Annotated in this window: 22 protein-coding genes; 14 read left to right on the top strand and 8 right to left on the bottom strand. The window is 62.3% G+C overall.

The window, feature by feature from the left end; all coding sequences use genetic code 11:
• Positions 1-41: 41 nt before the first annotated feature.
• Both leuS and GN300_RS10715 read left to right on the top strand, forming a co-directional pair.
• Complete coding sequence (gene leuS, locus GN300_RS10720; protein WP_063315352.1) at positions 42-2888, top strand: leucine--tRNA ligase; 2847 nt, start codon at positions 42-44, stop codon at positions 2886-2888.
• Positions 2889-3313: 425 nt separating this feature from the next.
• Positions 3314-4819, top strand: coding sequence for an MFS transporter (locus tag GN300_RS10715; protein WP_058037563.1), 1506 nt, complete (start codon positions 3314-3316; stop codon positions 4817-4819).
• A gap of 67 nt (positions 4820-4886) precedes the next feature.
• Here the strand turns inward: GN300_RS10715 and GN300_RS10710 are convergent, their stop codons facing one another.
• The 5 genes from GN300_RS10710 to GN300_RS10690 are packed head-to-tail and all read right to left on the bottom strand — an operon-like array spanning position 4887 to position 9855.
• Positions 4887-5405, bottom strand: a complete 519-nt coding sequence (locus GN300_RS10710) for a hypothetical protein (RefSeq protein ID WP_007729094.1) — start codon at positions 5403-5405, stop codon at positions 4887-4889.
• An 18-nt stretch (positions 5406-5423) separates the two neighbouring features.
• Positions 5424-6887, bottom strand: a complete 1464-nt coding sequence (locus GN300_RS10705) for an aldehyde dehydrogenase (RefSeq protein WP_197487706.1) — start codon at positions 6885-6887, stop codon at positions 5424-5426.
• Between the two features lie 31 nt (positions 6888-6918).
• A complete protein-coding gene (locus tag GN300_RS10700) occupies positions 6919-8295 on the bottom strand; it encodes a glutamine synthetase family protein (RefSeq protein WP_054781549.1) in 1377 nt (458 codons plus the stop codon).
• Positions 8292-9065: an SDR family NAD(P)-dependent oxidoreductase gene (locus tag GN300_RS10695; protein WP_063315354.1), complete on the bottom strand. Its 774-nt coding sequence runs from the start codon at positions 9063-9065 to the stop codon at positions 8292-8294. Before GN300_RS10695 ends, GN300_RS10700 begins: the two co-directional genes overlap by 4 nt.
• A complete protein-coding gene (locus GN300_RS10690; protein ID WP_233405620.1) occupies positions 9049-9855 on the bottom strand; it encodes a gamma-glutamyl-gamma-aminobutyrate hydrolase family protein in 807 nt (268 codons plus the stop codon). Before GN300_RS10690 ends, GN300_RS10695 begins: the two co-directional genes overlap by 17 nt.
• A 186-nt stretch (positions 9856-10041) precedes the next feature.
• Here GN300_RS10690 and GN300_RS10685 point away from each other — a divergent pair, with 186 nt between their 5' ends.
• The 8 genes from GN300_RS10685 (at position 10042) to GN300_RS10650 (ending at position 17334) form a co-directional block, all read left to right on the top strand.
• Positions 10042-10764 (top strand): FadR/GntR family transcriptional regulator, encoded by a 723-nt coding sequence (locus GN300_RS10685; RefSeq protein WP_021332595.1) that lies wholly within the window; start codon positions 10042-10044, stop codon positions 10762-10764.
• A 98-nt stretch (positions 10765-10862) separates the two neighbouring features.
• Positions 10863-12293, top strand: coding sequence for an APC family permease (locus GN300_RS10680; RefSeq protein ID WP_051720950.1), 1431 nt, complete (start codon positions 10863-10865; stop codon positions 12291-12293).
• A gap of 54 nt (positions 12294-12347) precedes the next feature.
• Positions 12348-13028 carry a hypothetical protein gene (locus tag GN300_RS10675; RefSeq protein ID WP_063315356.1) on the top strand — a complete coding sequence of 227 codons (681 nt, stop codon included), beginning with the start codon at positions 12348-12350 and terminating at the stop codon, positions 13026-13028.
• Between the two features lie 65 nt (positions 13029-13093).
• Positions 13094-13468: a nuclear transport factor 2 family protein gene (locus tag GN300_RS10670; RefSeq protein ID WP_003942502.1), complete on the top strand. Its 375-nt coding sequence runs from the start codon at positions 13094-13096 to the stop codon at positions 13466-13468.
• A 1-nt stretch (position 13469) separates the two neighbouring features.
• Complete coding sequence (locus tag GN300_RS10665) at positions 13470-14426, top strand: alpha/beta fold hydrolase (RefSeq protein ID WP_063315357.1); 957 nt, start codon at positions 13470-13472, stop codon at positions 14424-14426.
• Between the two features lie 33 nt (positions 14427-14459).
• On the top strand, positions 14460-15416 hold the full coding sequence (locus tag GN300_RS10660) for an SMP-30/gluconolactonase/LRE family protein (RefSeq protein WP_063315358.1): 957 nt from the start codon (positions 14460-14462) through the stop codon (positions 15414-15416).
• A 68-nt stretch (positions 15417-15484) separates the two neighbouring features.
• Positions 15485-16543 carry a Dyp-type peroxidase gene (locus tag GN300_RS10655; protein WP_042447536.1) on the top strand — a complete coding sequence of 353 codons (1059 nt, stop codon included), beginning with the start codon at positions 15485-15487 and terminating at the stop codon, positions 16541-16543.
• Positions 16540-17334, top strand: a complete 795-nt coding sequence (locus GN300_RS10650; RefSeq protein WP_003942478.1) for a family 1 encapsulin nanocompartment shell protein — start codon at positions 16540-16542, stop codon at positions 17332-17334. The genes GN300_RS10655 and GN300_RS10650 overlap by 4 nt, the downstream gene beginning before the upstream one ends.
• Here GN300_RS10650 and GN300_RS10645 read toward each other — a convergent pair.
• Genes GN300_RS10645 through GN300_RS10635 form a run of 3 tightly spaced genes read right to left on the bottom strand, consistent with a single transcriptional unit; the run spans position 17323 to position 18987 of the window.
• The gene (locus GN300_RS10645; RefSeq protein ID WP_007729071.1) at positions 17323-17649 is read right to left on the bottom strand and encodes a hypothetical protein; all 327 of its coding nucleotides are present in this window, start codon (positions 17647-17649) and stop codon (positions 17323-17325) included. The genes GN300_RS10650 and GN300_RS10645 overlap by 12 nt on opposite strands.
• Positions 17646-18470, bottom strand: coding sequence for a DUF692 domain-containing protein (locus GN300_RS10640; protein WP_063315981.1), 825 nt, complete (start codon positions 18468-18470; stop codon positions 17646-17648). The genes GN300_RS10645 and GN300_RS10640 overlap by 4 nt, the downstream gene beginning before the upstream one ends.
• A 46-nt stretch (positions 18471-18516) precedes the next feature.
• On the bottom strand, positions 18517-18987 hold the full coding sequence (locus GN300_RS10635) for an Lrp/AsnC family transcriptional regulator (protein WP_020971454.1): 471 nt from the start codon (positions 18985-18987) through the stop codon (positions 18517-18519).
• Between the two features lie 154 nt (positions 18988-19141).
• Here GN300_RS10635 and pdhA point away from each other — a divergent pair, with 154 nt between their 5' ends.
• From pdhA to lpdA, 4 genes are read left to right on the top strand one after another with little or no spacing between them, the layout of a single operon-like run.
• Entirely contained in the window at positions 19142-20269 is a 1128-nt protein-coding gene (gene pdhA, locus GN300_RS10630; RefSeq protein ID WP_063315359.1) for a pyruvate dehydrogenase (acetyl-transferring) E1 component subunit alpha, read from the top strand.
• Positions 20270-20271: 2 nt separating this feature from the next.
• Positions 20272-21276, top strand: a complete 1005-nt coding sequence (locus tag GN300_RS10625; RefSeq protein WP_063315360.1) for an alpha-ketoacid dehydrogenase subunit beta — start codon at positions 20272-20274, stop codon at positions 21274-21276.
• Positions 21273-22496 carry a dihydrolipoamide acetyltransferase family protein gene (locus GN300_RS10620; RefSeq protein WP_063315361.1) on the top strand — a complete coding sequence of 408 codons (1224 nt, stop codon included), beginning with the start codon at positions 21273-21275 and terminating at the stop codon, positions 22494-22496. Before GN300_RS10625 ends, GN300_RS10620 begins: the two co-directional genes overlap by 4 nt.
• Positions 22496-23890, top strand: coding sequence for a dihydrolipoyl dehydrogenase (lpdA, locus tag GN300_RS10615; RefSeq protein WP_233405619.1), 1395 nt, complete (start codon positions 22496-22498; stop codon positions 23888-23890). The genes GN300_RS10620 and lpdA overlap by 1 nt, the downstream gene beginning before the upstream one ends.
• The last annotated feature ends 3 nt before the right edge of the window (positions 23891-23893 follow it).

Here is a 23893-nt window from a genome sequence, read left to right as displayed (position 1 = left end):
GGTTATCGGTATTTCCGTCAGCCAAGTAGATAGCGACCATAGTGACCGAGTCTCCGCAGTCCCCCGATTCACCAGCCGACGCAACTCCGCAGCACCGCTACACCGCGGAGCTCGCCGGCCAGATCGAGCAGCACTGGCAGGACCGCTGGAGTGAGGAAGGCACGTTCAACGCGCCCAATCCGGTCGGTCCGCTCTCCTCGCCCGACGGTGTTCCCGCCGACAAGCTCTTCGTGCAGGACATGTTCCCGTACCCCTCGGGTTCGGGTCTGCACGTCGGTCACCCGCTCGGATACATCGCTACGGACGTCTTCGCGCGCTTCCATCGCATGCAGGGGCGCAATGTCCTGCACACCCTCGGCTACGACGCGTTCGGTCTCCCGGCCGAGCAGTACGCCGTGCAGACGGGTACCCACCCGCGGACGACCACCGAGTCCAACATCGCCAACATGAAGCGCCAGCTGCGACGCCTGGGTCTGGGGCACGACGAGCGTCGTAGCCTCGCGACGACGGACGTCGACTTCTACCACTGGACGCAGTGGATCTTCCTGCAGATCCACGGCGCCTGGTACGACAAGGAAGCCGGCAAGGCGCGTCGTATCTCCGAGTTGGAAGCCGAGTTCGATTCCGGTGAGCGCGCTCTGGAAGACGGACGCGAGTGGGCTTCGTTGGACGTGGCCGCGAAGGCCAAGGTTCTGGACTCGTACCGCCTTGTCTACCAGTCGGATTCGATGGTCAACTGGTGCCCCGGTTTGGGTACCGTCCTGGCCAACGAGGAAGTCACCGCCGACGGTCGTAGTGACCGCGGAAACTTCCCAGTCTTCCGTAAGCATCTCCAGCAGTGGATGATGCGCATCACCGCGTACTCCGATCGCCTGGTCGACGACCTCGAGTACCTGGATTGGCCGGACAAGGTCAAGGCCATGCAGCGCAACTGGATCGGACGCTCGTACGGTGCCGAAGTTACCTTTGCTGCAGGCGAGTACGGCGTCGATGTGTTCACTACCCGTCCGGACACGCTGTTCGGCGCCACCTACGTGACGCTGGCTCCTGAGCACGACTTGGTGGACAAGCTCGTCGCGGACGAGTGGCCCGAAGGTGTCGACGCGCGCTGGACTGGCGGTGCCACGACTCCGGCGGAAGCTGTTGCTGCATACCGTAAGTCGATTGCCGCCAAGACCGACCTGGAGCGCCAGGAAAACAAGGAGAAGACGGGCGTCTTCCTTGGTTCCTACGCCGTCAATCCGGTCAATGGACACAAGGTTCCGATCTTCATCGCCGACTACGTTCTGACGGGTTACGGCACCGGTGCGATCATGGCAGTTCCGGGACACGATCACCGTGACTGGGAGTTCGCGAACGCGTTCGGTCTGGATATTCTCGAAGTTATTGCCGGTGGCAATGTTTCGGAGGCTGCGTACTCCGGTGACGGCCCGCTGGTGAACTCCGACTACCTCGACGGGCTGGACGTTGCCGAGGCCAAGGCGACCGTCATCAGTCGCCTCGAGGAGAGCGGCCAGGGCAAGGGCACCATCCAGTACAAGCTGCGCGACTGGCTTTTCGCGCGTCAGCGTTACTGGGGCGAGCCCTTCCCGATCGTCTACGACGCGGACGACAACGCACACGCTCTGCCGGATTCGGCTCTGCCCGTGGTGCTTCCGGAGGTCGAGGACTACGCACCCGTGTCCTTCGATCCGGACGACGCCAACTCCGAGCCCTCTCCCCCGCTGAACAAGGCGACCGACTGGGTCAACGTCGAGCTCGATCTCGGTGACGGTCTGCAGACCTACCACCGCGACACCAACGTCATGCCGCAGTGGGCAGGTAGCTCGTGGTACCAGCTGCGCTACATCGACCCCACCAACCAGGACGCCTTCTGCGACCCGCAGAACGAGGCGTACTGGACGGGCCCGCGTCCGGAACTGCACGGCCCCAACGATCCCGGTGGAGTCGACCTGTACGTCGGCGGCGTCGAGCACGCAGTGCTGCACCTGCTGTACTCGCGCTTCTGGCACAAGGTTCTGTTCGACCTGGGCTACGTGTCCTCGAGCGAGCCGTACCGCCGCCTGTACAACCAGGGCTACATCCAGGCATTCGCGTACACCGATGCCCGCGGCGTCTACGTGCCGGCGGAAGAGGTCGTCGAGCGTGACGGCAAGTTCTTCTACGAAGGCGCCGAGGTCAACCGCGAGTACGGCAAGATGGGCAAGAGCCTGAAGAATGCCGTTGCGCCGGACGAGATCTGCGCCGAGTTCGGTGCAGACACTCTGCGTGTGTACGAGATGTCGATGGGTCCGCTGGACACCTCGCGTCCGTGGGCTACCAAGGACGTCGTCGGTGCTGCGCGATTCCTGCAGCGAGTGTGGCGCGTCGTCATCGACGAGGAGACCGGCAAGCCCCGTGTCACCGACGAAGCTCCTGGTGAAGAGACTTTGCGTGCGCTCAACAAGGCGATTTCCGGTGTCATCGAGGATTACACGGCGCTGCGCGACAACACGGCCGCCGCGAAGCTGATCGAGTACAACAACCACCTCACCAAGGCGTTCCCGGGCGGTGCGCCGCGTGCTGCTGTCGAGCCGCTGGTGCTGATGCTCGCTCCCCTGGCGCCGCACCTCGCGGAAGAGCTGTGGTCGCGTCTGGGTCACACGGAATCCCTTGCGCACGGACCCTTCCCGGCAGTCGAGGAGAAGTGGCTCGTCGAGGATACCGTCGAGTACCCGATCCAGGTCAACGGCAAGGTTCGTAGCCGCATCAGCGTCCCGGCAGATGCCGATCGCAAGGCTGTCGAAGAGATTGCGCTGGCCGACGAGAAGATCGTCGCTCTGCTCGAGGGCAACGCACCCCGCAAGGTGATCGTTGTGCCGGGAAAGATGGTGAACATAGTTCTGTAGGGCCTTCGGCCCCTGTGCGCCGTTTTGGTAGTTACCGCTACCGAAACGGCGCACAGTCGTTTCTGGGGGATGATTCCCGACGTTGACACCGAGGGGGAACCTCAAAGGCGGGATCGTCAAGTACGGGTTGGTCGGTATTTCGAAATGGGAATGGCTCCACGTTCAAGTTCGAACCGAAAATCGTTGCCGTTGCTCATAATCCAAGGCCAGGTTCGAGTTTGTGACGCCAATCAGTCGTTGTCCTGAATGTCCCGCTCCACGGAACATTTGGTAGCGCGTGTTCGATGTGAGGGCTGTGATGCAGGTAACACGTTACCGAGATCGGTAGCTGTCGTTCCATTGCACTTCCCGGCTAGGCCCCCGTCGACGGTATTCGACAGAGGGTCAATCGAATTCGTAGGTGTTCCCGAAAGGATCTTCCAGCCATGGCGTCTCATGTCCACAGCGACGGTTCGTCTCCCAGTTTGCCCGAACCGACATCGATACCGGAGCGGTGGACTCCGCGACTGGTGTTCTCCCTGGCGTCGATTGTTCTACTTCTCGAGATGCTCGCAGTGAGCTACATGATGATCTCCACTGCTCTCCCTGCGATCTCGGTGCACTATCAAACGACGCAGGGAGCTTGGCTGCTCACGTCGTTCTTGCTGCTGGGGGCGGTCGCGTCTCCTCTGCTCGGCAAGCTCGCCGACATGTACGGCAAACGAAAAGTCCTGCTCTTGGCTGTCGCCGGCGCGGCGGTCGGATCCTTCATTTCGGCGATAGCGCCGAGCTACGCGATCCTGATTCTGGGCCGGTCGCTGACGGGTCTGCTGGTTCCCTGCCTGTTCCTGAGTTACTCCCTCATTCGAGATGTTTTTCCGCCGAAAACTGTTGCCTTGGCCGTCAGTATCGCGACTTCCGGTATGGGTTTGATTGCGATCCCGGCGCCGTTCCTCACCGGTTGGTTGATCGACAACCACGGGTTCCGGAGCATCTTCTGGTTCTTTGTCGTCGGGCTGGTTCTCCTCGGCGGCATGATCTTCGCTTCGACGGCGGAATCAACTGTCCGACTTCGCTCTTCGCTGGACCTGATCGGTGCGGTACTGCTCGGGTCGGGCATCGCCGGAATTCTGATCGGCGTCAGCTTCGGACCGACCTGGGGCTGGAAGAACGGTTCGACACTGGCCTACCTGATCGGCGGCGTCGCACTGTTGGTGGCTTGGGTTGCCTCTGCCCGAGCCATCCGCGAGCCCTTGATCGACCTGCGCTACTTCGGCAAGCGTTCGGTGATGCTCACCGCCGTCGGTGCCGGGTTCTGCTACGGCGCGTCGGGAGTCTTCACGATCTTGCTGCCGATGATGGTGATGACCCCAGCAGTTCTCGGCCTGGGATACGGATTCGGCGTGACGGCAGAGGGATTCGCGATCTTCCAGGCGCCCCTTGGCGGCATGGTGGTGGTCGGTGGTTTGATCGTGGGCTTCCTCGTGGGGCGCAACATCCGGCCCCGTCTGCTGATGATCATCGGAATGATACTCATGGCAGTCGGATTCACGTTGACGGCCACCATTCACGACAACAAGCCTCTGCTCATCATCTTTGCCGGAATCTTCGGTGTCGGTATGGGTATGGGCTACGCCTCCATCCCGAACCTGCTCATCGAGGCAGTGCCGCCGCAGTTGCAGGCAACCACGGCGAGCATGGTTGCGGTCTTTCAGAGCATCTTCCCCGCAGTGCTTCCCGTCATCGCCTTCACGGTCTTGAACTCGCACATCGCGATGGCGATGGAGGGCGCTGTGTTCTACACCGACGAGGGCATGCGTATCGCGTTCCTGATCGGTGCTGCTGCAGCAGTTCTCGGCGCGATCGCAGCCGTGTTCCTGCCTCGAAACATCGTCCAGATCGGCGCAGAAGACGGTGTGCAGCAGGAGACGTCCCTCCTCCCTGCTCACTGATCACACGATGATGTGCGGCTACTGGCCAACGTTCGTAGCCGCACATCGCCGTGGTGGCACTTCGACGTCATGCAAGATGAATCTCCTGCAGCGAGATCTCACCCCGCAGCGGACGCTCTGCGACCTGTGCCAGATCAGATACGAATGTGTCCGCGATCGATCGGGTGGTGGTGAGTTGTACCGACAGAACATTGTTCGCTTGACTGCACACAGTTGCGCCGTGCCGGTACGCCACCAGCGCCACTGGATCGACGCGTTGGAAAGTCGCGGTGACGTGTAGGCCGACCTGTGGTGTCACCGGAACGAACGGGCCGTGGTCCGTCTTGATGCGAACTATCCCGATGATCTTGTTGAGACGCTTGATCAACATGGCGTCGGAGATCGTTGCCGGGCAACGGTACGCGATCGACATTCCGGTGACTCCCGGCGATGTCACGGATACCCATGTAGACAGGCTGACGACCTCGACGCCGAGCTTCCACCCCAGCGACGAAATACGTGCGAGAACCGCCGCGGTATCGTGGCATTCGACCACCATGGTGCCCACCCGACTCGTATCGGTGCCCACCCGAGCCGCTTCACCCATTTCCTCGACCTCCTCCGCCTAGAGAGGAAGTCCGGGCGCATCGACCCCGATGATTCTCGATCCCCGGAAGAAGTCGAGAAGCTCTGCGTCGCCGTGTGCGCCGATACCGCTTCCGCCCCAGAAACTCTGGGTCGAGTGGTCGTCTAGGTCCAGGAGGCTGGTGCTGTTGATCTTGTTCTCACCGCAATCGATTCGGGTCGCAAGTTCACGAGCGGCGTCGACGTCGGCGCCGAACACGTATCCGGCCAGGCCGGTATCGAGAGCGTTGGCCTCGAGCAGAGCTTCCTCGTCGGTTGATGCTCGGTGCACCGTCAGGATCGGCCCGAAGGTCTCCGATTTGGTCTGCTCCGACGAGATTCCGTGCACCACTGTCGGTGGGAAGAACCATCCGGAATCGTCAGGCACGGGGGTGCTCGAGACGGCCGTGCCGCCCACGCCACGGAGGAATTCGACGGTATCCCGCATCCGTTGGAGTTGAGGCTCGTTCGCCTGCGGACCCATCGTGGTGTTGGCGTCATCGGTTCGGCCGAGTGCGATTTCGGCCGTGCGGTCGAGTATTGCGTCGACAAGCCGGTCGTGAAGGTGCGGCGGCACGAAGACGCTTCCCGGACTCTCACACCATTGCCCGTTGAGTTTGGTGAACCCGTCGACGAGTGCGGCGGCAGTCAGATCGATGTCGGCGTCGGCGCGGATGATCACGGGGTTGTTGCTGCCGAGCTCGAGTTGAAGAGCCTTGAAATCGGTAGAAGCTGCAGCGGCGATGGAACTACCGGCCGCTCGGCCGCCGGTGAACGCCAGTGCTCGGATTCGTCGATCGGAGGCCAGTAGATGCCCGACGTCCCCGCCTCCGTGAACGAGTTGAAACAGAGCTTTCGGCGCGTCGACTTCGGCGATGGCACGTGAGATCGCCTCGGCAAGCACGTTGGGACCCGACGGTGCCCAGTTGGAGGGCTTGGCGATTACCGGAGCACCTGCGGCCAAAGCGAATGCGGTCTTCTTGGCGGTGATGAAGCTCGGTGCGTTCCACGGTGCGATCACAGCGGTCGGGCCCCACGCCAGCCGATGTAAATGTGCACCTGACGGCAACTGCTCGAACCCGGAGGAGTTCTTCAGATGCGTTGCAGCACTGCGGAACAGATCGGGAAGTCCGCCGGCGAAAAGTGTGCTGATCGAAAGCGGAAGGCCGTTGTTCTTGGAGTCCTCACGAGCGATCGCCGCAGTCCGTTCTTCGACAAGTTCAGCCGTTCTCTCGAGTAGGCGCACCCGGTCGGCGACCGATCGACGGGTCCAGACACCCGATCGGTGAAGTTCTGTCGCGGCGGTGATCGCCCTCTCCACCTGTTCGGTGGAGGACGAGAGTTGGGCTTGCAGTTTCTCTCCGGTGTCGGGATCGGTGAGAAATTCGCCGAGGTCGATAGCCGGTGTTTCGACGTTTCCGTCGATCGTGTTGTTCTGGGGCACGAGTGAGCATGAAGTGGTCATGACTGTCCTTCGTGGCGAAATCGTTTGTAGGTCAGATGTTGTCGAGGTAGCGTTCGCGTTCCCAGTCGGTGACCGCGGACATGAAGGAATCCCATTCGTCCTTGGCGACCGCCGCATAGTGCGATACGACCTCGGCGCCGAACGCCGCGAGTGCGAACTCACTGGCCTCGAGCGCACGCGCCGCCTCGTCGAGTGTGCCGGGCAGCGGTTGTTGCTTCACCTTCTCGAGTGTGTCTGTGTCGCTGTACCCGTCGCGTCGTACCGGTGCGCCGGGATCGAGCTTTCGTGTCAGACCGTCGTTCATCGATGCCAAGACTGCGGCCAGTGCGAGATACGGATTTGCGTCCGCCCCTGGCAGTCTCATTTCGAGACGGTTGGCGGACGGTGCCCCGGTGATGAGTCGGCAGGTGGTGGTCCTGTTGTCGAAACCCCAGGTCAAGCCGTTCCCCGAGAAATCGTGGCTGGCTCTGGTCCGGCGCATCGAGTTGATGGTCGGCGTGTAGAACAGCATGAGTTCCGGGCAGTGCTCGAGAACTCCGCCGACGGCGTGCAGCAGCTCGGCGCTCGCGGTGTTTTCTGCGCTTTCGTCGTGGAATGGGAAGGTGTCGTCGCTCCGCATGGACGCGTGAATATGACACGACGAGCCCATGCCGTCGGTGCTCGGACGTGCCATGAAGGTAGCAGTGAGCCCTTCTGCCGCAGCGACGTCGTGGACGACCTGCTTGAATAGCACATGGCGGTCGGCCATCTCGAGGGCGGTTCCGTATTCGAGGTTGATCTCCCACTGGCCCAGGCCGTATTCGACCTGAGAGACCTCCACGGGAATCGCGCTCTCCTCCAACGCGGTTCGTACCTTGCGGAAGAAAGGTTCCATCGCGTTGCCGGCGGTGATGGTGTAATCCGAGGGCACCAGGGTGGTGGGTTCGAGATCCCGATAGCCGCTGCGCCGCAATGCGTCGGGGGTACCTCGGTAGAGGTGGAACTCGAGTTCCGTTGCCGCGTAGACGGTGTGGCCGTCAGCTTCGAGCTTGTCGATCTGTTTGCGCAGGATCGTGCGCGGTGCGATCGGGACCATCTCGCCGGTATGTTCGTCGACCGAGTCAGCGATGACGATGGCAGTGGACTCGAGCCACGACGCGCGTCGCAGTGTTCCCAGGTCAGGTTGCAGGCGGAAGTCATGCCAGCCGGTGTGTCCGCCGGCGTAGTCGACAACGAGTTTGTCCATGCGTTGGCTGGCATCCCAGGCATACACACAGGTGCACACATGCAGACCCTCGTCGATGTTCGCGAGGAAAATTCGCGTCGGGACTCGTTTGCCGATCAACCGTCCGTAGAGGTCGATACCGGCGATGAGGACGGTGTCGATGTCGGACTCGGCGAGCTCGGCCGTGGTGAGCCGGCCTTTCATCGGGCAAGCCATCCGCCGTCGACGGGCAGCTGGACTCCACTGATGTAGGAGGCGTCGTCGGAGAGCAGGAAGGAGACTGCAGCACCCATGTCCTCGGGGCGGCCGACTCGCGGCACCAGGAGCCTGGACTTCATGAAGTCGAGAACTTCGCCGGAGGAGACGTCGATGCCAGGCAGGAAGGCGGTGGGGACCGGCCCGGGGGCGATCGCGTTGACTCGTACGTTGTACCGCGAGAGTTCGACGGCCAGAGCCTTCGTCAGCATCTTCACTCCACCCTTCGACGCGTTGTAGTGGACCTGTGCGAAGCCCTGGGAGGACACGACCACGTCCGCTTCCACCGTCGACAAGTTCACCACAGCGCCGCTGTTGCCGTCGCGGAAGTACGGGGTGGCGATCTGCGTGACGATGAACATGCCCTTGAGATTGACGTCGAGGACGAGGTCCCACTCTTCGTCGGTGAGGTTCTCGAGAGAACTCATCGTGATCAGGCCGGCGTTGTTGACGAGGTAGTCGAAGCGTCCCCATTCGGCGACGGTGGCTTCGAAAGCGGCGCTCACGGCGGCGCGGTCGCGCACATCGGCCTCAAGGGCGAGCGCGGTTGTGCCGTACTGCGATTCGATAAGTGCGACGGTCTCCTTTGCACTTTCGATGTGAAGGTCCACGACCGCGACGCGGGCACCGTCGGAGGCGAGGCGCAGCGCGATGCCGCGGCCGATTCCGGAGCCTGCACCGGTGATCAGGGCAACCTTGTTCTCATGCGTACGTGACATTGTTGTCTTCCATTCTGTGATGATCGATCTGGTGAGAAGAATTGGTCCGACGGGAGGTTGCAGCGTCGACGAGCCACGAGAAGAGCGGGTCGATTTCGACGAAGAATTCGGGGTGCCACTGCACGCCCACCACGGGGCGATCGGCGGCCTGGATGGCTTCGGCGACGCCGTCGAGCGCGCGTCCGACGATCCGAAGCCCGCTCCCCGGGGTGTCCACGGCTTGGTGGTGAAGGCTGTTCACGTGAATGCTGTTGCCGTACAGACTGTGTGGGACGGAACCGGATTCCAGAGCGACCTGTTGCGGTCGGTACGAACGCGGATAACCGAAGAAGCTGTGTGCCTCACCGGCGTCGGTCGGAAGGTCGGCAATCAGAGTGCCCCCGCGGGCGACGTTGACGACCTGGTGTCCTCGACATACACCCAGGATCGGCAGTCCGATTTCCCAGGCTGCATCGACCAGGGCGAACTCGAATTCGTCCCGAGCGGGGTCGATCATCGAGGAGTTTGGTCCGGGGGTGCGGCCGTATCGCCTGGGGTCCACGTCGGAACCACCGCTGAGGACGAGGGCATCGAGATGCTCGACGATTCGGCGCGGATCACTGTGGATGCTCAGCAGGATCGGTTGACCACCGGCAGCGCGGATCTTCGACGGAAAATCGGTGAAGAACATTTCCATCAACGCGTCGCCGACGACGTTGGGTAGTGACGGCCCGCCGCGGTCGACGCGGCCGGTGACTCCGATCAGGGGCATGGCGGGGAGTGCCTCCGCCGTCATCGTGAATTGGGTCATAGGAGCGAGCATAGAACCATTGAATGGCTTTTCGCTAGAGTTTGGCTTGTAAAGTTGGGGTAACGGGTTCGAAGTGCCGCGCGCTGCTGTATCTATTCAAGGACAGTTGCGAATGGGAGCGTTCGATTTCGTAGGTCAAGACGAAGCGTAAGTGTCGGTCCAGGCACCGAGTAGGGGGTACGAGACGTGCAGATCGACAAGCTGCCGGCCATCGAATTCATGGTCAGTGCACCGACGTTGGGGGAGGATATCGCTCGACGCTTGCGACTGCTCATTCACAGCGGCGCGCTCAGCCCCGGTGATCGCCTGCCGTCCGAGCGTGAACTGTCTCAGCAACTCGAAGTCGGTCGAGTCAGTGTGCGAGAAGCGGTCCGAATCCTTCAGGCGATGGGATACATCGAGGTGCGGCGAGGAGCCACGGGCGGATCGTTCGTTTCGGAGTTGACCAGGCCTTATGAAGACTGGGTTGGCCAGTTGAAAGCGCGAGAAGCAGACATCGACGAGATCGTCGACCTCCGTATCGGGTTGGAAATGCGCACGGCAAGCCTCGCGGCGGTCCGGCGAACCGATCGTCATCTTCTCGAGTTGCTCGAATCCATTGAGCAATTGGGGGTTTCCGGAAGTCGGGGATCGTTCCGGGCTTGTGACGCCAGGTTCCACGGCGGTATCGCCAGAGCGGCGGGAAACAGCAGGTTGGAGGCCGCTGTGGTCGAGGCTCGCGGCGAAATGTTCGTCCCCGTCGATCATCTCGTGTTCGAAGACCAGGTCGAGGCTTCGAGGGTGGAGCACAAGGAAATCTTCGAGGCGATCAAGCGGGGCGACAGCGCTCGCGCGGCGGAGGCAATGGAACGTCACATTCTGCACGCAAAAGACGAGCTCAAACGCTTGGCGCTGCAGGAAGAAGGCTGACGGGAGCGCGACGAACGGACGGTTCGTCCCGTTTTTCGCAAGTAAAAGTTTTGTGAATTGGGTCCCGAATCGACTTCAATGGTTCTAACATCGCCCGTATGACCCATACTTCCGTCAATGCTTCACGTGATGCATCCGGCGATGACCGAACTCTTCGAGGCTCGCTGGGTACCGGCTCGATAGTCCTCATGGTCGTTGCCGCAGCTGCTCCCCTGACTGTGATCAGTGGTCTTGTGCCGCTGGGTATTTCCGGTGGCAACGGTGCGGGCTTCCCCATGACCTTCGCCGTGACAACCGGTGTACTTCTGCTCTTCGCCGTCGGGTTCACCGCGATGTCGCGTTACATCCCGGGAACCGGAGCGTTCTATCTCTACATCGGACATGGTCTCGGCCGTGGTGCCGGCGTCGGCAGTGCGATGTTGGCCCTCGTCAGTTACAGCACAGTGCAATTGGCCGTATACGGCTACCTCGGCCCGGCAATGAGTTCGTTGATCACCTCCTACGGTGGTCCGGAGGTGCCGTGGTGGATCTTCTCGCTCGCCTCGTTGGCTCTGGTAGCCGTCCTCGGATTTCGTCATATCGAATTGTCGGGCAAGGTGCTCGGCATCCTGTTGATCGCAGAGGTCGGGATCGTAGTCGTACTCGACGCTTTCATCGTCGCCGACGGTGGTCCGGAAGGCCCGTCGACAGCAATGTTCTCTCCGTCGGAAATATTCTCCGGATCCCCCGGCGTCGCATTGGTATTCGCGCTTGCCGGTTACATCGGGTTCGAGTCGACGGCGATCTTCCGTGACGAAGCGAAGGATCCCGCGCGGACTATCCCGCGAGCGACATACGCCGCCTTGATCCTCATCGGCGGCTTCTACGCTCTCTCCAGTTGGGCGGTTGTGACAGCCTGGGGCGACAAGGGTGCAGTGGACATTGCGGGTACTGACCCCGACGGCATGCTGATCACCACTGCCACCGACTTTGCCGGAACGGTGACAGCCCACCTGATTCAAATTCTGTTGGTGTCCAGTCTCTTTGCCGCAGTTCTGTCTCTCCACAATGTCTTGGCCAGATACATCTTCGTTCTGTCGAACACCGGCGTTCTGCCGGGCGCAGGTGGGCGGACGCACCGCGTGCATGGTTCGCCGCACATCGCGTCAGTGGTGCAATCCTGCTGTGCTTTGGTACTTCTCGGAGCTTGCATCGTCATCGGTCTGGATCCGGTGACACAGATCTTCGCGTGGTTCGCCGGCGTTGCAACGGTGGGGATCGTGGCTCTCATGTTGCTCACGTGCCTTGCGGTGCTCGTCTTCTTTCATCGTACGAAGGTCGATCAGCGATTCTGGCACACCAAACTTGCCCCGAGCTTGGGCCTTGTCGGGCTGATCGGATTCGCGATCGCCATTGCCGGAAACCTTCCGCTCCTACTGGGCGGCAACATTCTGGCCGTGGTGATGACCGGGGTGCTGGTGCTCGCGTTTGTCGGTGGATTCCTCTATGCGCGACGACGGAAGCAAGTGAGCTTCGAACTCCCGTCGTGAGAGGGCTTTCGGTGAAATGATGGGTGCACCCGCACTCGAGAAAGCAGGACTCCCATGACGTTCGCGGATCTGGACGGCGATGAACTGTGGAGTTACCTGACGGAGCGTTCAGGACTGCCCGGCCCGCGCGCGAACCTTGGGCTCATGCTCGAGTTCGCGCGCGGCGCCGATGACGGCGACATCCTGCTGGCAGCGGAGTCCGAGGACGAATACATCCGCTGCTGTGGGATCGTCGGGCTCGGATTCATCTTCGTTCGCTCGCACGAGCGATCCGTTCTCCGCAGCTTGACGGAGGCGACCACCAGTGCGTCGTGGCGCGCACGTGAAGCTGCCGCGATGGCCGTTCAGGCGATAGGTGACACGGATCCGCAATTATTGCGGGCGATCATCGAGCAGTGGTCACGGTCCGCCCATCCATTGACGCTGCGCGCAGCGGCTGCGGGGATCTGCGAGCCACGGTTGCTGAAGGACAAGACCAACGCTGCGCTGGCCGTTCAGGTGTGCCGAGACGCTACCGAGTGGATCGTCTCGCAACCAGCTGATTCTCGTCGCGAGGCCGACACACGGACTCTCCGGCAGGCGCTTGGATACTGCTGGAGTGTCGCGGTTGCGGCGGATCCGGAGAATGCCCTGCCGGCATTCGTCTCCCTGGGGGCGTCGGACGACACCGATGTCGTCTGGATCGTGCGGGAGAACCGGAAGAAGGCTCGCCTGCGCAAGGTGCTCGAAAGCTGACCTGTGGAACAGAGTCGTAGGTTATCCTCAGAATTAGAACCTGTTCTAACTACGAGGGGTAGACCATGGCACCGTCCGCAGAGGTAATCCGCAAGACCGTCGACGCCTACATCGAGACCGTTGCGACGGGCACTGCTGCCCAGGTTGTGGCCCTGTACGCAGAGGGTGCAACGGTCGAAGACCCGGTTGGTACCGACGTGCGCACCACCCGCGAGTCCATTCTCGAGTTCTACTCCGTGATCGAGAATTTCGACCAGGAAGCTCACCTTCAGACCCTCCGCATCGCCGGAAACGAAGCGGCATTCCACTTCTCGCTGATCACCAAGCTCGGCGAGCAGACCCTGACCATCGCACCCATCGACGTCATGACCTTCGACGACGACGGAAAGATCCTGTCGATGCGCGCATTCTGGAACCAGGAAGACATGATCACCGCCTGACATGACGGTCAAGACGATCGACGTCGACGGATTCCGTTGGCAGATCGACGATTCCGGTTCCGGGACAGCTGTGGTCATGTGCCACGGCTTTCCCGGCCTCGGATACAGCTATCGCCATCAGTCGGCAGCGTTGGCGGAAGCGGGTTTTCGGTCGATTGCACTCGACATGCCCGGTTACGGCGGCACTACCCGCCCCGACGCGATCGAGGACTACACCAACGACGCCGTCGCGAACCGGCTGATCGACCTACTCGACGCTCTCGGAATCGACAAAGCGGTGTTCGTCGGACACGATTTCGGCGCTCCGGCCGCGTGGACGACAGCGCTTCGTCACCCCGATCGCGTTGCGGGACTGGTCTCCTTGGCGGTTCCCTATGCGCCGGACAGATTCCCGGCCAAGCCCTCGGCCATCTACGCCGCCTTGGCGCGAAAGCACTTTCTGCACATTCACTATTTTCAGGAACCGGGTGTCGCGGAGCGCGAACTCGACGCCCGTCCACGTGAATTCCTTCAGCGGCTCTTCCACGCCTTGTCCGGGGCTTACCGGTACCTCGATGTGTGGAAGAACCCCTCCGAAGGAAACGGCTATCTCGACGTACTTCCCGAGGCGCCGGCGTTGCCGTGGTCGTGGCTCACCGAGGATGATTGGGATGTCTATGTAAAGGCCTTTACTGCAACAGGTTTCACCGGTGGCTTGAACTGGTACCGAGCGTATGACGCCAATTGGGAACGCAGCGCGGATCTGGACGGAGCGCACGTCGAGGTCCCGACGCTCTTCGTTGCGGGCGCGGAAGACCCGGTCATCGCGATGAGCGGTCCCAAGGCACTGGACCGAATGAAGGACACCGTCCCCGACCTGCGGGGTGTACATCTCCTCGGCGGTGCGGGGCACTTCGTACAACAAGAACGCGCTGTCGAGGTCAATGAACTTTTGATCTCTTTCCTTCGGTCGCTCTAGGCGAAATCGGACAGAGGGTCTAGCGTTGCGCAGATGCGCACCAGGATCTTCGATCGCGGTATTCGTGTTGGTATCACCGGTGCTCTTGTTGCCGGTTCGCTTCTGGCTCTGGGCGTGTCCGGTGCCGCCGCCGCTCCGCCTTGCCCTGGATCGTCACCCGCCATACTCAGCGCCCAGATTCCGGGTGCGGCCCTCGAGGGTGTCACGGTGGACGGGCAAGGGCGCCTGTATACGACCGACCTGGTGAGTGGGCGGATCTTCCGCGTCGACGGGCCTGGTCAGGCCGCAGTTCCGATCGCGACGGTTCCCGGCGGTGCGGGCGCACTCGCGTGGAGCACGGACGGTTCACTGCTGGTGGGTACCGGAGCAAACGCCGGCGTGCTGATCGGCGATCTGACGCGTGCTGCGTCGGTCGCGCGGGTGGACGTGCACTCGGGTGCCGTGACGCCGATAGCCGGTGGTCTGAGCGCTGCAAACGGCCTTGCTGTCGCGCACGACGGGACGATCTACGCCACCAACGATTTCGGTTCGCTGATCGGAAAGGTCAGCCCGAATGGTTCCGTCGACCCGGCGTGGGCAACCTTCCCGAGTGCAAACGGCGCTGCCCTGAGCGCCGATAATCGCTGGCTCTACGTTTCGCGCACGTTCGCAAACCCGGGTGTCAGCCGCATCTCCGTGGACAATCCGGTTTATTCGGAGTCGTTGGTCGATCTCGGTGGTTTCGAAACCTTTTCTGCCCCAGATGGTTTGACCTTGGACTCGCGAGATCGCGCAATTATTCCCACGGACATCAGTGGTGAGGTGTGGCGGATCGACGGACCCGGCCAGTACTGCTCGCTCACCAGCGGACTGCAAGCGTCGAGTGTGTTGACCTACGGGCGTGGCAATTCCGGTTTCGCGGCCGGGCATCTCTACCGCGCCGGGTTCGACGGAAAGATCTTCGAGATTCCGGCCGGCTTCGACGCGGGCGCCCAGGCCGCAACACCCTGACGCGACACCCTGACGCGACTTACCCACTACTGATGCCGGGACTGCCGGAATCGTCCATACTGGTCTGCATGGCGGAAACGAGTGAGATCGACGAGGCCGAAGTGGCCCTTCCCGCGATACCGCAGCCGTTGCTGACCCCGCTCACGGAAGCTGCGATCTTCCTGGTTTTCACCATCGACGAGGGTGGTGAGCAGGCAGTTCACGACGTTCTGGCGGATATTTCCGGGCTGCAACGCTCGATCGGATTCCGGGTTCCCGCCGGTGGCTTGGCTGCCGTCGTCGGCATCGGTTCGGATGCGTGGGACCGACTTTTCGACGGTCCACGGCCGGCGGAATTGCATCCGTTCGTCGAGTTGACCGGTGACAAACACCACGCCCCGCGCACGCCGGGCGATCTGTTGTTTCACATCCGGGCCCGTCAGATGGACCTGTGCTTCGAGTTCGCCACGGTCGTGACCAACAGGTTGGCCGGGGCCGCGTCGGTGATCGACGAGGTCCACGGGTTCAAGTATTTCGAGCAACGCGACCTCATGGGTTTTGTCGACGGTACCGAGAACCCGTCCGGGCAGGCCGCTTACGTCGCGGTCACCGTCGGTGACGAGGATCCGGATTTCGCAGGCAGCAGTTACGTCATCGTCCAGAAGTACCTCCACGACATGTCGGAGTGGAACTCCCTGCCCGTCGAGGAGCAGGAGAACGTCATCGGACGCTCCAAGCTCGAAGATCTCGAGATGGACGACGACACCAAGCCGGCCAACTCCCACACCGCACTCACCGTCATCGAGGACGAATCCGGTGAGCAGATCCAGATTCTGCGCGACAACATGCCGTTCGGCCACGTCGGCTCCGCTGAGATGGGTACCTATTTCATCGGTTACTCGGCGTCGCCGACGGTCACCGAGCAGATGCTCACCAACATGTTCATCGGGAATCCCGTCGGCAATTACGACCGCATTCTCGATTTCTCCACCGCCGTCACCGGAATCAATTTCTTCGTTCCGACGGCGGACTTTCTCGACGATCCCCCGGACTTACCGACCAGGCTCGTTCCCGAAGCGACGTTCACAGCGCCCATCTCTGACGGTTCTCTCGGAATCGGCAGCCTCAAAAGGAGTGCCCAGCAATGACAAACCTGCACCGCGACCTAGCACCCATTTCGGCAGCAGCCTGGGCCGAGATCGAAGAAGAGGCGAGCCGTACATTCAAGCGTCACGTCGCCGGTCGTCGTGTCGTGGATGTGGAGGGACCGTCGGGTGACGATCTCGCGGCCATCCCACTCGGGCATCAGGTGCCGATCAATCCCTTGGCCGACGGCGTCATCGCACATGCTCGTCAGTCCCAGCCGATCATCGAACTGCGGGTCCCGTTCACCGTCAGCCGTCAGGCCATCGACGACGTCGAACGCGGCGCCAAGGACTCCGACTGGCAGCCCGTCAAGGACGCGGCCAAGCAGATCGCGTTCGCCGAGGACCGCGCCATCTTCGAGGGATACCCCGCAGCCAGCATCACCGGCGTGCGGGCCAGCGGTTCCAACCCGGAACTGAAGCTACCCATCGACGCCAAGGACTACCCGGAAGCCATCAGCCAGGCGATCACGTCGCTGCGCTTGGCCGGTGTCAACGGACCGTACTCACTGCTCTTGAATGCAGATGCGTTCACCGCGATCAACGAGACCTCCGATCACGGCTACCCCATCCGCGAGCACCTGCGACGCGTCCTCGACGGCGAGATCATCTGGGCCCCGGCCATCGACGGCGCTTTCCTGCTGTCGACGCGTGGCGGTGACTACGAATTGCACCTCGGCCAGGACCTGTCCATCGGCTATCTCTCGCACGATGCGAACTCCGTCGAGCTGTACTTCCAGGAATCGATGACGTTCCTCATGTACACCAGCGAAGCTGTTGTCTCACTTGCGTGAGACCTTTCGAAACCTCTGATACCAGGGTGGGCGAGGCAGTTCGCCGATGTCCTGGAGATGGGCGACAAAGGCCTGGGCATCCGCATGCGAAGACGACTTCGGTCGTCCGTCCGCCCACGCTGTGAACAACTGAAGATAACGATCGCCGAGAGTGTGGCGCACGACCGGAAGGTGGTGCGCCACTTCTCCTGCGCGCTTTCGGAGCAGCGCCGCCGAGACAACGGCGGCTTCGTCTTTGTCGAAGCCTTCGGGCAGTTCGCCACCCGCCACCAGTGCGCGAATCAGCGCCTCTTGACGCTCACCGAGCGTGCTCATGTGCGTGACCAATCGGTGCCCGCGGTGATGCGATCCAGACCAGCCGCGTCGGCGATGGCATCGAGCTCGTCGAGCAATTCCAGTGCCGGCGGATAGTTTCCGTCGCGCTCGAGCATGATGGCGGGATGGTGACCGGCGGCGGTGAACTGCGCAAGGAGTTCCAGCACGGCTTCGGGTACCGGATCGGTGTGCGTGTCGTGGTATTTGCCGTCGCTGATGCTGCCACCGGCGATGTGGCAGTATGCGATTCGCTCGAGTGGTAGCCGGCTCAGCTCGGCCCAGGGATCACGCCCGCGATTGAGAGCGTTGGCGTAGACGTTCGCGATGTCGAGAACCAGCAGGGCTCCGGTGCGCTCGACGATCTCCGCGAGAAACTCCCCTTCGGTCAACTCGTCGTCCGGCCAGTCGAACAGGGCGGCAACGTTTTCGACGGCGAACGGCACCGGTAGACCGTCCTGAGTCCGGGTGATGTTGCGTACCAGGGCGTCGACGGCTTCGTAGGTGCGCGGAAGTGGGAGCAGGTGGCCGGCCTCGATGCCGCCTGCACGCACGAATGCGATGTGCTCGCTCGCCAAGGGAGCGCCCAGTAGCTGGGATGCACGCGCAAGGAGATCGATCCGTGCCTGATCTACCGCCTCGGCCCCGCCAAGTGAGAGCGAGATTCCGTGCGGGATCACCGGAACTCCGAGCGAGCCGAGGTGCGGCGGTATCTCGTTTCCGACGGATTCGGCAATGACTTCGCAGAATGCCAGGCCGTCGAGCTGCGCGATGATTCCGGAGACCTCGGGGCGCCAACCGATTCCCAGGCCGTACAGGGTCATTCGAGTCACCTCCCGTGTGCAACTGCTAACGGCAACTATAGACGGATCAGCCGGGCAACCAGTTGGGTCCCGGACCGTTGCCTTCTTCGAAGATCAGCCACGTTTTGGTCGAGAGAACCCCGTCGAGTCCCTGGAGTTCTTCGAGAACGGTGTGGCGTAGTTCCTGGTTGTCCGGGGCACGGACCAGCACCAGAACGTCGAAGTCGCCGCCGAGGAGGGAGAAGTGCTCGACAAACGGCAGGGCCTTCAAGGACGCCGCCAGACCTCGCCACGAGTGCTGCCTGATCGAGAGTGCCACGTATGCCGAGGAGCCGAGTCCGGCCTTCTCGTGGGCGATCCGCGTCGTGAATCCGGTGATGATTCCGGCGTCCTCGAGCCTTTCGATGCGGACGTAGGCGTGAGCGCGGGATATGTGCGCCTTCTCGGCCAGTGCACGCATGGAGATGCGACTGTCTGCGACCAGCTCGGCGATGATGCGACGGTCGATCGCATCGAGAGCGTGCGGTTCGGTGGCCATCTGTCCATTCCTGGTTCGGTAGTCGAGTCGGTTGATGGACATATTGCTGCCCGAATCCTCATGATAGGCCGTTTGTCTTGAATCCTCGACGCCTGCTGCCATTACGTCGCCGAAGTGCGAATACTGATGGACACAACGTCTTCTGGAGGTAGAAGTGACACTTGTCGAGCCCTTGGGGGAACTGCGGTATCAGAAGTTCCTGCCGGCCGATTCTGCGGTGCAGTACCTCGACCCTGCCGGAGAACTGACGCGCAGCGAGGCCCGCTACGCAAAACCGAGCGACGATCGCCTGATCGCGATGTATCGAAAGATGTTCCTGGGCAGGCGTTTCGACCAGCAGGCTACGGCGCTGACCAAACAGGGGCGCCTGGCCGTGTATCCGTCCTCGCGAGGGCAGGAGGCATGTCAGATCGCGGCAGCGATGAGTCTGGAGCCGAGTGACTGGCTCTTCCCCACCTACCGGGATTCGATGGCGTTGGCCGCCCGGGGTGTCGATCCGGTGCAGATTCTGAGCATGCTCGCCGGCGACTGGCACTGCGGATACGACCCGGTCGCACTGCGCAGTGCGCCGCAGTGCACCCCGCTGGCAACGCAATTGCTGCATGCAGCGGGGGTGTCCTACGGGGAGTCTCGACGGGGCTTGAACACCGTCGCCTTGGCGCTCTGTGGTGACGGCGCCACCAGTGAGGGCGATTTCCACGAGGCGCTGAACTTCGCCGCCGTCTTCAAGGCGCCGGTGATCTTTCTGGTGCAGAACAACGGATTTGCGATCAGCGTGCCACTGTCGCGCCAAAGCGCAGCACCGACGTTGGCGCACAAGGGCGTCGGCTACGGGATCGGCAGCGAGCAGGTCGACGGCAACGATCCCGTTGCGATGCTGGCCGTCATGGACGAGGCGGCACGCTTCGTCCGCAGCGGAAACGGACCGGTGATCGTCGAGGCACACACTTATCGCATCGACGCACATACCAATGCCGACGACGCCACCCGCTACCGCGACAGCGCCGAGGTGGAAGCCTGGCTCGGGCGAGATCCGTTGCCGCGTCTCGAAAAGTATCTGCGCGCACACGATCTGATCGACGACGCGTTCGTGGAATCGCTGACTGCAGAGGCAGAAACCGCGGCCGCCACACTGCGCGCCGGCATGAACGTCGACCGCCCGCACGATCCGCTCGATCTGTTCCGGTACGTCTTCGCCGAGCAGACACCGCAATTGCGTGAGCAACAAGCCCAACTCGAAACCGAACTTGCTGCCGAAGCCGCTGACACAGGGGGACACTGACCATGCCCATGCTCACGATGGCTCAGGCCCTCAACACCGCGCTACGCGACTCTCTGGCCGCGGACGACAACGTTGTCGTCTTCGGTGAGGACGTCGGCACCCTGGGCGGCGTTTTCCGCGTCACCGACGGCCTCACCCGCGACTTCGGCGACGACCGATGCTTCGACACTCCCCTCGCCGAGTCCGGCATCATCGGATTCGCAATCGGCATGGCCATGACCGGTTTTCGTCCGGTCGTGGAAATGCAGTTCGACGCGTTTGCCTATCCGGCGTTCGAGCAGATCGCCTCCCATGTGGCGAAGATCCGCAACCGCACCAAGGGCGCGCTGTCGATTCCGATAGTCATTCGTGTTCCTTTTGCCGGCGGTATCGGCGGGGTGGAGCATCACTGTGATTCCAGTGAGGGCTACTACGCGCACACACCCGGACTGAAGGTTGTGGCGCCGTCCACGGTGGAAGATGCGTACTCGCTGCTACGTTCGGCAATCGAGGACCCCGACCCCGTGATCTTCCTCGAGCCCAAGAAGCTGTACTTCGCGCGAGCAGATGTCGAACTGACCGCACGTGAGCCGATCGGTCGCGCCGTCGTCCGTCGCCCCGGTCGTGACGCGACGCTCATCGCCTACGGTCCGTCCGTGGATGTTGCACTGAGGTCCGCCGAGGCCGCTGCAGCCGAGGGCCGGGACATCGAGGTGATCGACATCCGCTCGATAGTGCCGTTCGACGACGAGACGGTCACCGCATCGGTGCGAAAGACCGGACGCTGCATCGTCATCCAGGAAGCGCAGGGTTTTGCCGGTGTGGGTGCAGAAATTGCTGCCCGCGTGCAGGAACGGTGTTTCCACCATCTCCATGCCCCGGTGCTCCGGGTCAGCGGCTTCGACATCCCCTACCCCGCTCCCAAGCTCGAGCGTCACCACCTGCCCAGCGTCGACCGGGTCCTGGACGCCGTCGACCGTCTGCAGTGGAACGACGCCCCGGACACCCGTTGGGCGGTGACGGCATGAGCAATCAGGTATTCATGCTCCCCGATCTGGGTGAAGGTCTGGCCGAGGCCGACATCGCGGAGTGGCACGTCAAGGTAGGCGACGTGGTCACCATCGATCAGATCGTCGTCGAGGTGGAAACTGCGAAAGCTGCTGTGGATGTGCCCATCCCGTTCGCCGGGACCGTGATCGAACTACACGGCAATGACGGCGACACCCTGAAGGTGGGCACACCGCTGATCACCGTGAGTGGTGGCGACAGTGTCGACGCGGTCGTTTCGGCCAACCACGAGCGCTACCGCGAAGAGGAACGCGCCGGTTCGGGCAACGTCCTGATCGGCTACGGCACCAGCGAGGATGCACCGAGACGCCGACGCAGAGCGGCTCCGTCGGTACGCGTGATCTCGCCGATCGTTCGTAAATTGGCCTCTGACAACAGTATCGACCTAGCCACGATTTCCGGATCGGGCGCTGGCGGAGTCATCACGCGCGCCGACGTCGAGGCCGGGGCAAACTTCGGACCGGAAACGGAAACGTCACACGCGACCGACCAAAGAATTCCGATCAAGGGGCTACGCAAGGTAGTGGCCGACAAGCTGTCCACCAGCCGCCGCGAGATCCCGGACGCGACAACCTGGGTCGACGTCGACGCCACCGAACTGTTGGCGGCGCGAGCCGAGATCAACAAGTCACTGCCCGATTCCGACAAGATCAGCCTGATGGCGCTCCTGGCTCGGCTGACCACCGCCGCATTGGCGCAGTACCCCGAACTGAACTCGTCGGTCGACACAGCTCGAGGCGAGATCGTCCGACACGCCCGCACCCACTTGGGCATCGCCGCGCAGACACCGAAAGGATTGATGGTACCGGTCATTCGTAATGCCGATTCGCTGAGCACTGCCGAACTCGCACAGGCACTTCGGGTGACCACCGACCTTGCCCGCGACGGCAAGCTCGAACCCGCCCGCCTGACCGGCGGCACGTTCACGCTCAACAACTACGGGGTATTCGGGGTCGACGGATCGACTCCGATCATCAATCACCCCGAGGCGGCAATTCTGGGGATCGGACGCATCATCGACAAGCCGTGGGTCGTGAACGGCGAGTTGACCGTTCGTAAGGTCACTCAGATCTCGTTGAGCTTCGACCACCGCGTCTGTGACGGGGGCGAGGCCGGCGGATTCCTGAGGCTGTTCGGTGACTACATCGAGAACCCGATCCGCGTCCTGGGAAGGCTCTGATGACCAAGGCTCTGATGACAACTGCAGAACCCCACAGCGACGTCGTGATCCTCGGTGGAGGATCGGGCGGCTATGCCTGCGCCATCCGCGCCGCCCAACTCGGATTGTCGGTGACGCTGATCGAAGCGGACAAGGTCGGCGGAACGTGCCTGCACCGCGGATGCATCCCGACCAAGGCGCTGCTGCATTCCGCCGAGGTGGCCGACTCGGCACGCACCAGTGAGCAATTCGGAGTCCGGGCATCTTTTGACGGCATCGACATCGCGCAGGTGCACGACTACAAGAACGGGACAGTCGAGCGGCTGTACAGCGGTCTGCAAGGTTTGTTGGCGCAACACAAGATCACTATCGTCAACGGATACGGAACGTACGTCGGTGGGCGAAGCATCGACGTCGACGGAACCCGCTACACCGGAACATCACTCGTTCTGGCCACCGGCTCGTATCCGCGGGAACTCCCCGGCATCGAACTCGGCCGACGGATCGTCACCAGCGACCAGGCACTCGAACTCGACCGGGTGCCCACCAGCGCAACGGTACTCGGTGGCGGTGTCATCGGCGTCGAGTTCGCAAGCCTCTGGCGCTCGTTCGGCGCCGAAGTCACGATCGTGGAGGCACTCCCCCGACTGATCGCCGCCGAGGACCCGTGGTCGTCGAAGCAGCTCGAACGGGCCTATCGTAAACGCGGAATCGTGTGCAAGACAGGTACGAAGATGGTTTCCGCGAAAGAAGCAGCCGATTCGGTCCGCGTCGAACTGGGCGACGGAACGATATTCGACACCGACCTACTGTTGGTCGCCGTCGGCCGCGGACCCCGCACGGACGGTAGCGGTTTCGCAGAAAACGGAATCAACCTCGACAAGGGGTTTGTCGTCACCGACGAACGCCTCCGTGTGTCCGTGGACGGTGTGTACGCGGTCGGTGACATCGTGCCCGGTCTTGCATTGGCGCACCGAGGCTTCCAGCAGGGAATCTTTGTGGCCGAACAGATTGCCGGCAAGGATCCGATACCGGTCGCCGAACATCTGATTTCTCGCGTGACGTACTCACATCCCGAAGTTGCATCGGTCGGACTCGACGAAGAGGCGGCGCGCACGCAGCACGCCGACGTCTCCACCGTCATCTACGACCTGGCAGGTAACGGCAAGAGTCAGATCCTGCGAACTACCGGTGGAATCAAAGTGATTCGAAGCGGAACGAAAGGCCCTGTTGTCGGAGTTCACCTGGTGGGAGACCGCGTCGGCGAACTGATCGGTGAGGCGCAGTTGGCCGTTGCCTGGGAAGCACTTCCCGATGAAGTGGGGCGTTTCATCCACGCGCACCCCAGTCAGAACGAAGCGTTGGGCGAGGCCATGCTCGCACTCGCGGGAACACCACTGCACGCCCACAACTGACCC

The organism is Rhodococcus sp. Ni2 (assembly GCF_021352185.1).
In the GTDB taxonomy this organism is placed as follows: domain Bacteria; phylum Actinomycetota; class Actinomycetes; order Mycobacteriales; family Mycobacteriaceae; genus Rhodococcus_F; species Rhodococcus_F qingshengii.
This window is presented reverse-complemented; position numbering and strand designations above follow the sequence as displayed.

What these genes read in the sequence shown, in the direction of transcription:
- lpdA (WP_233405619.1), top strand. Translation starts at nt 22,496, where the DNA reads ATGACCAAGGCTCTGATGACAACTGCAGAACCCCACAGCGACGTCGTG.
- GN300_RS10655 (WP_042447536.1), top strand. Translation starts at nt 15,485, where the DNA reads ATGGCGGAAACGAGTGAGATCGACGAGGCCGAAGTGGCCCTTCCCGCG.
- GN300_RS10635 (WP_020971454.1), bottom strand. Translation starts at nt 18,987, where the DNA reads ATGGCCACCGAACCGCACGCTCTCGATGCGATCGACCGTCGCATCATC.
- GN300_RS10660 (WP_063315358.1), top strand. Translation starts at nt 14,460, where the DNA reads ATGCGCACCAGGATCTTCGATCGCGGTATTCGTGTTGGTATCACCGGT.
- GN300_RS10670 (WP_003942502.1), top strand. Translation starts at nt 13,094, where the DNA reads ATGGCACCGTCCGCAGAGGTAATCCGCAAGACCGTCGACGCCTACATC.
- GN300_RS10665 (WP_063315357.1), top strand. Translation starts at nt 13,470, where the DNA reads ATGACGGTCAAGACGATCGACGTCGACGGATTCCGTTGGCAGATCGAC.
- GN300_RS10640 (WP_063315981.1), bottom strand. Translation starts at nt 18,470, where the DNA reads ATGACCCTGTACGGCCTGGGAATCGGTTGGCGCCCCGAGGTCTCCGGA.
- GN300_RS10700 (WP_054781549.1), bottom strand. Translation starts at nt 8,295, where the DNA reads ATGAAAGGCCGGCTCACCACGGCCGAGCTCGCCGAGTCCGACATCGAC.
- GN300_RS10645 (WP_007729071.1), bottom strand. Translation starts at nt 17,649, where the DNA reads ATGAGCACGCTCGGTGAGCGTCAAGAGGCGCTGATTCGCGCACTGGTG.
- GN300_RS10715 (WP_058037563.1), top strand. Translation starts at nt 3,314, where the DNA reads ATGGCGTCTCATGTCCACAGCGACGGTTCGTCTCCCAGTTTGCCCGAA.
- GN300_RS10650 (WP_003942478.1), top strand. Translation starts at nt 16,540, where the DNA reads ATGACAAACCTGCACCGCGACCTAGCACCCATTTCGGCAGCAGCCTGG.
- GN300_RS10625 (WP_063315360.1), top strand. Translation starts at nt 20,272, where the DNA reads ATGCCCATGCTCACGATGGCTCAGGCCCTCAACACCGCGCTACGCGAC.
- GN300_RS10680 (WP_051720950.1), top strand. Translation starts at nt 10,863, where the DNA reads ATGACCCATACTTCCGTCAATGCTTCACGTGATGCATCCGGCGATGAC.
- GN300_RS10705 (WP_197487706.1), bottom strand. Translation starts at nt 6,887, where the DNA reads ATGACCACTTCATGCTCACTCGTGCCCCAGAACAACACGATCGACGGA.
- GN300_RS10690 (WP_233405620.1), bottom strand. Translation starts at nt 9,855, where the DNA reads ATGACCCAATTCACGATGACGGCGGAGGCACTCCCCGCCATGCCCCTG.
- GN300_RS10620 (WP_063315361.1), top strand. Translation starts at nt 21,273, where the DNA reads ATGAGCAATCAGGTATTCATGCTCCCCGATCTGGGTGAAGGTCTGGCC.
- GN300_RS10695 (WP_063315354.1), bottom strand. Translation starts at nt 9,065, where the DNA reads ATGTCACGTACGCATGAGAACAAGGTTGCCCTGATCACCGGTGCAGGC.
- GN300_RS10675 (WP_063315356.1), top strand. Translation starts at nt 12,348, where the DNA reads ATGACGTTCGCGGATCTGGACGGCGATGAACTGTGGAGTTACCTGACG.
- GN300_RS10710 (WP_007729094.1), bottom strand. Translation starts at nt 5,405, where the DNA reads ATGGGTGAAGCGGCTCGGGTGGGCACCGATACGAGTCGGGTGGGCACC.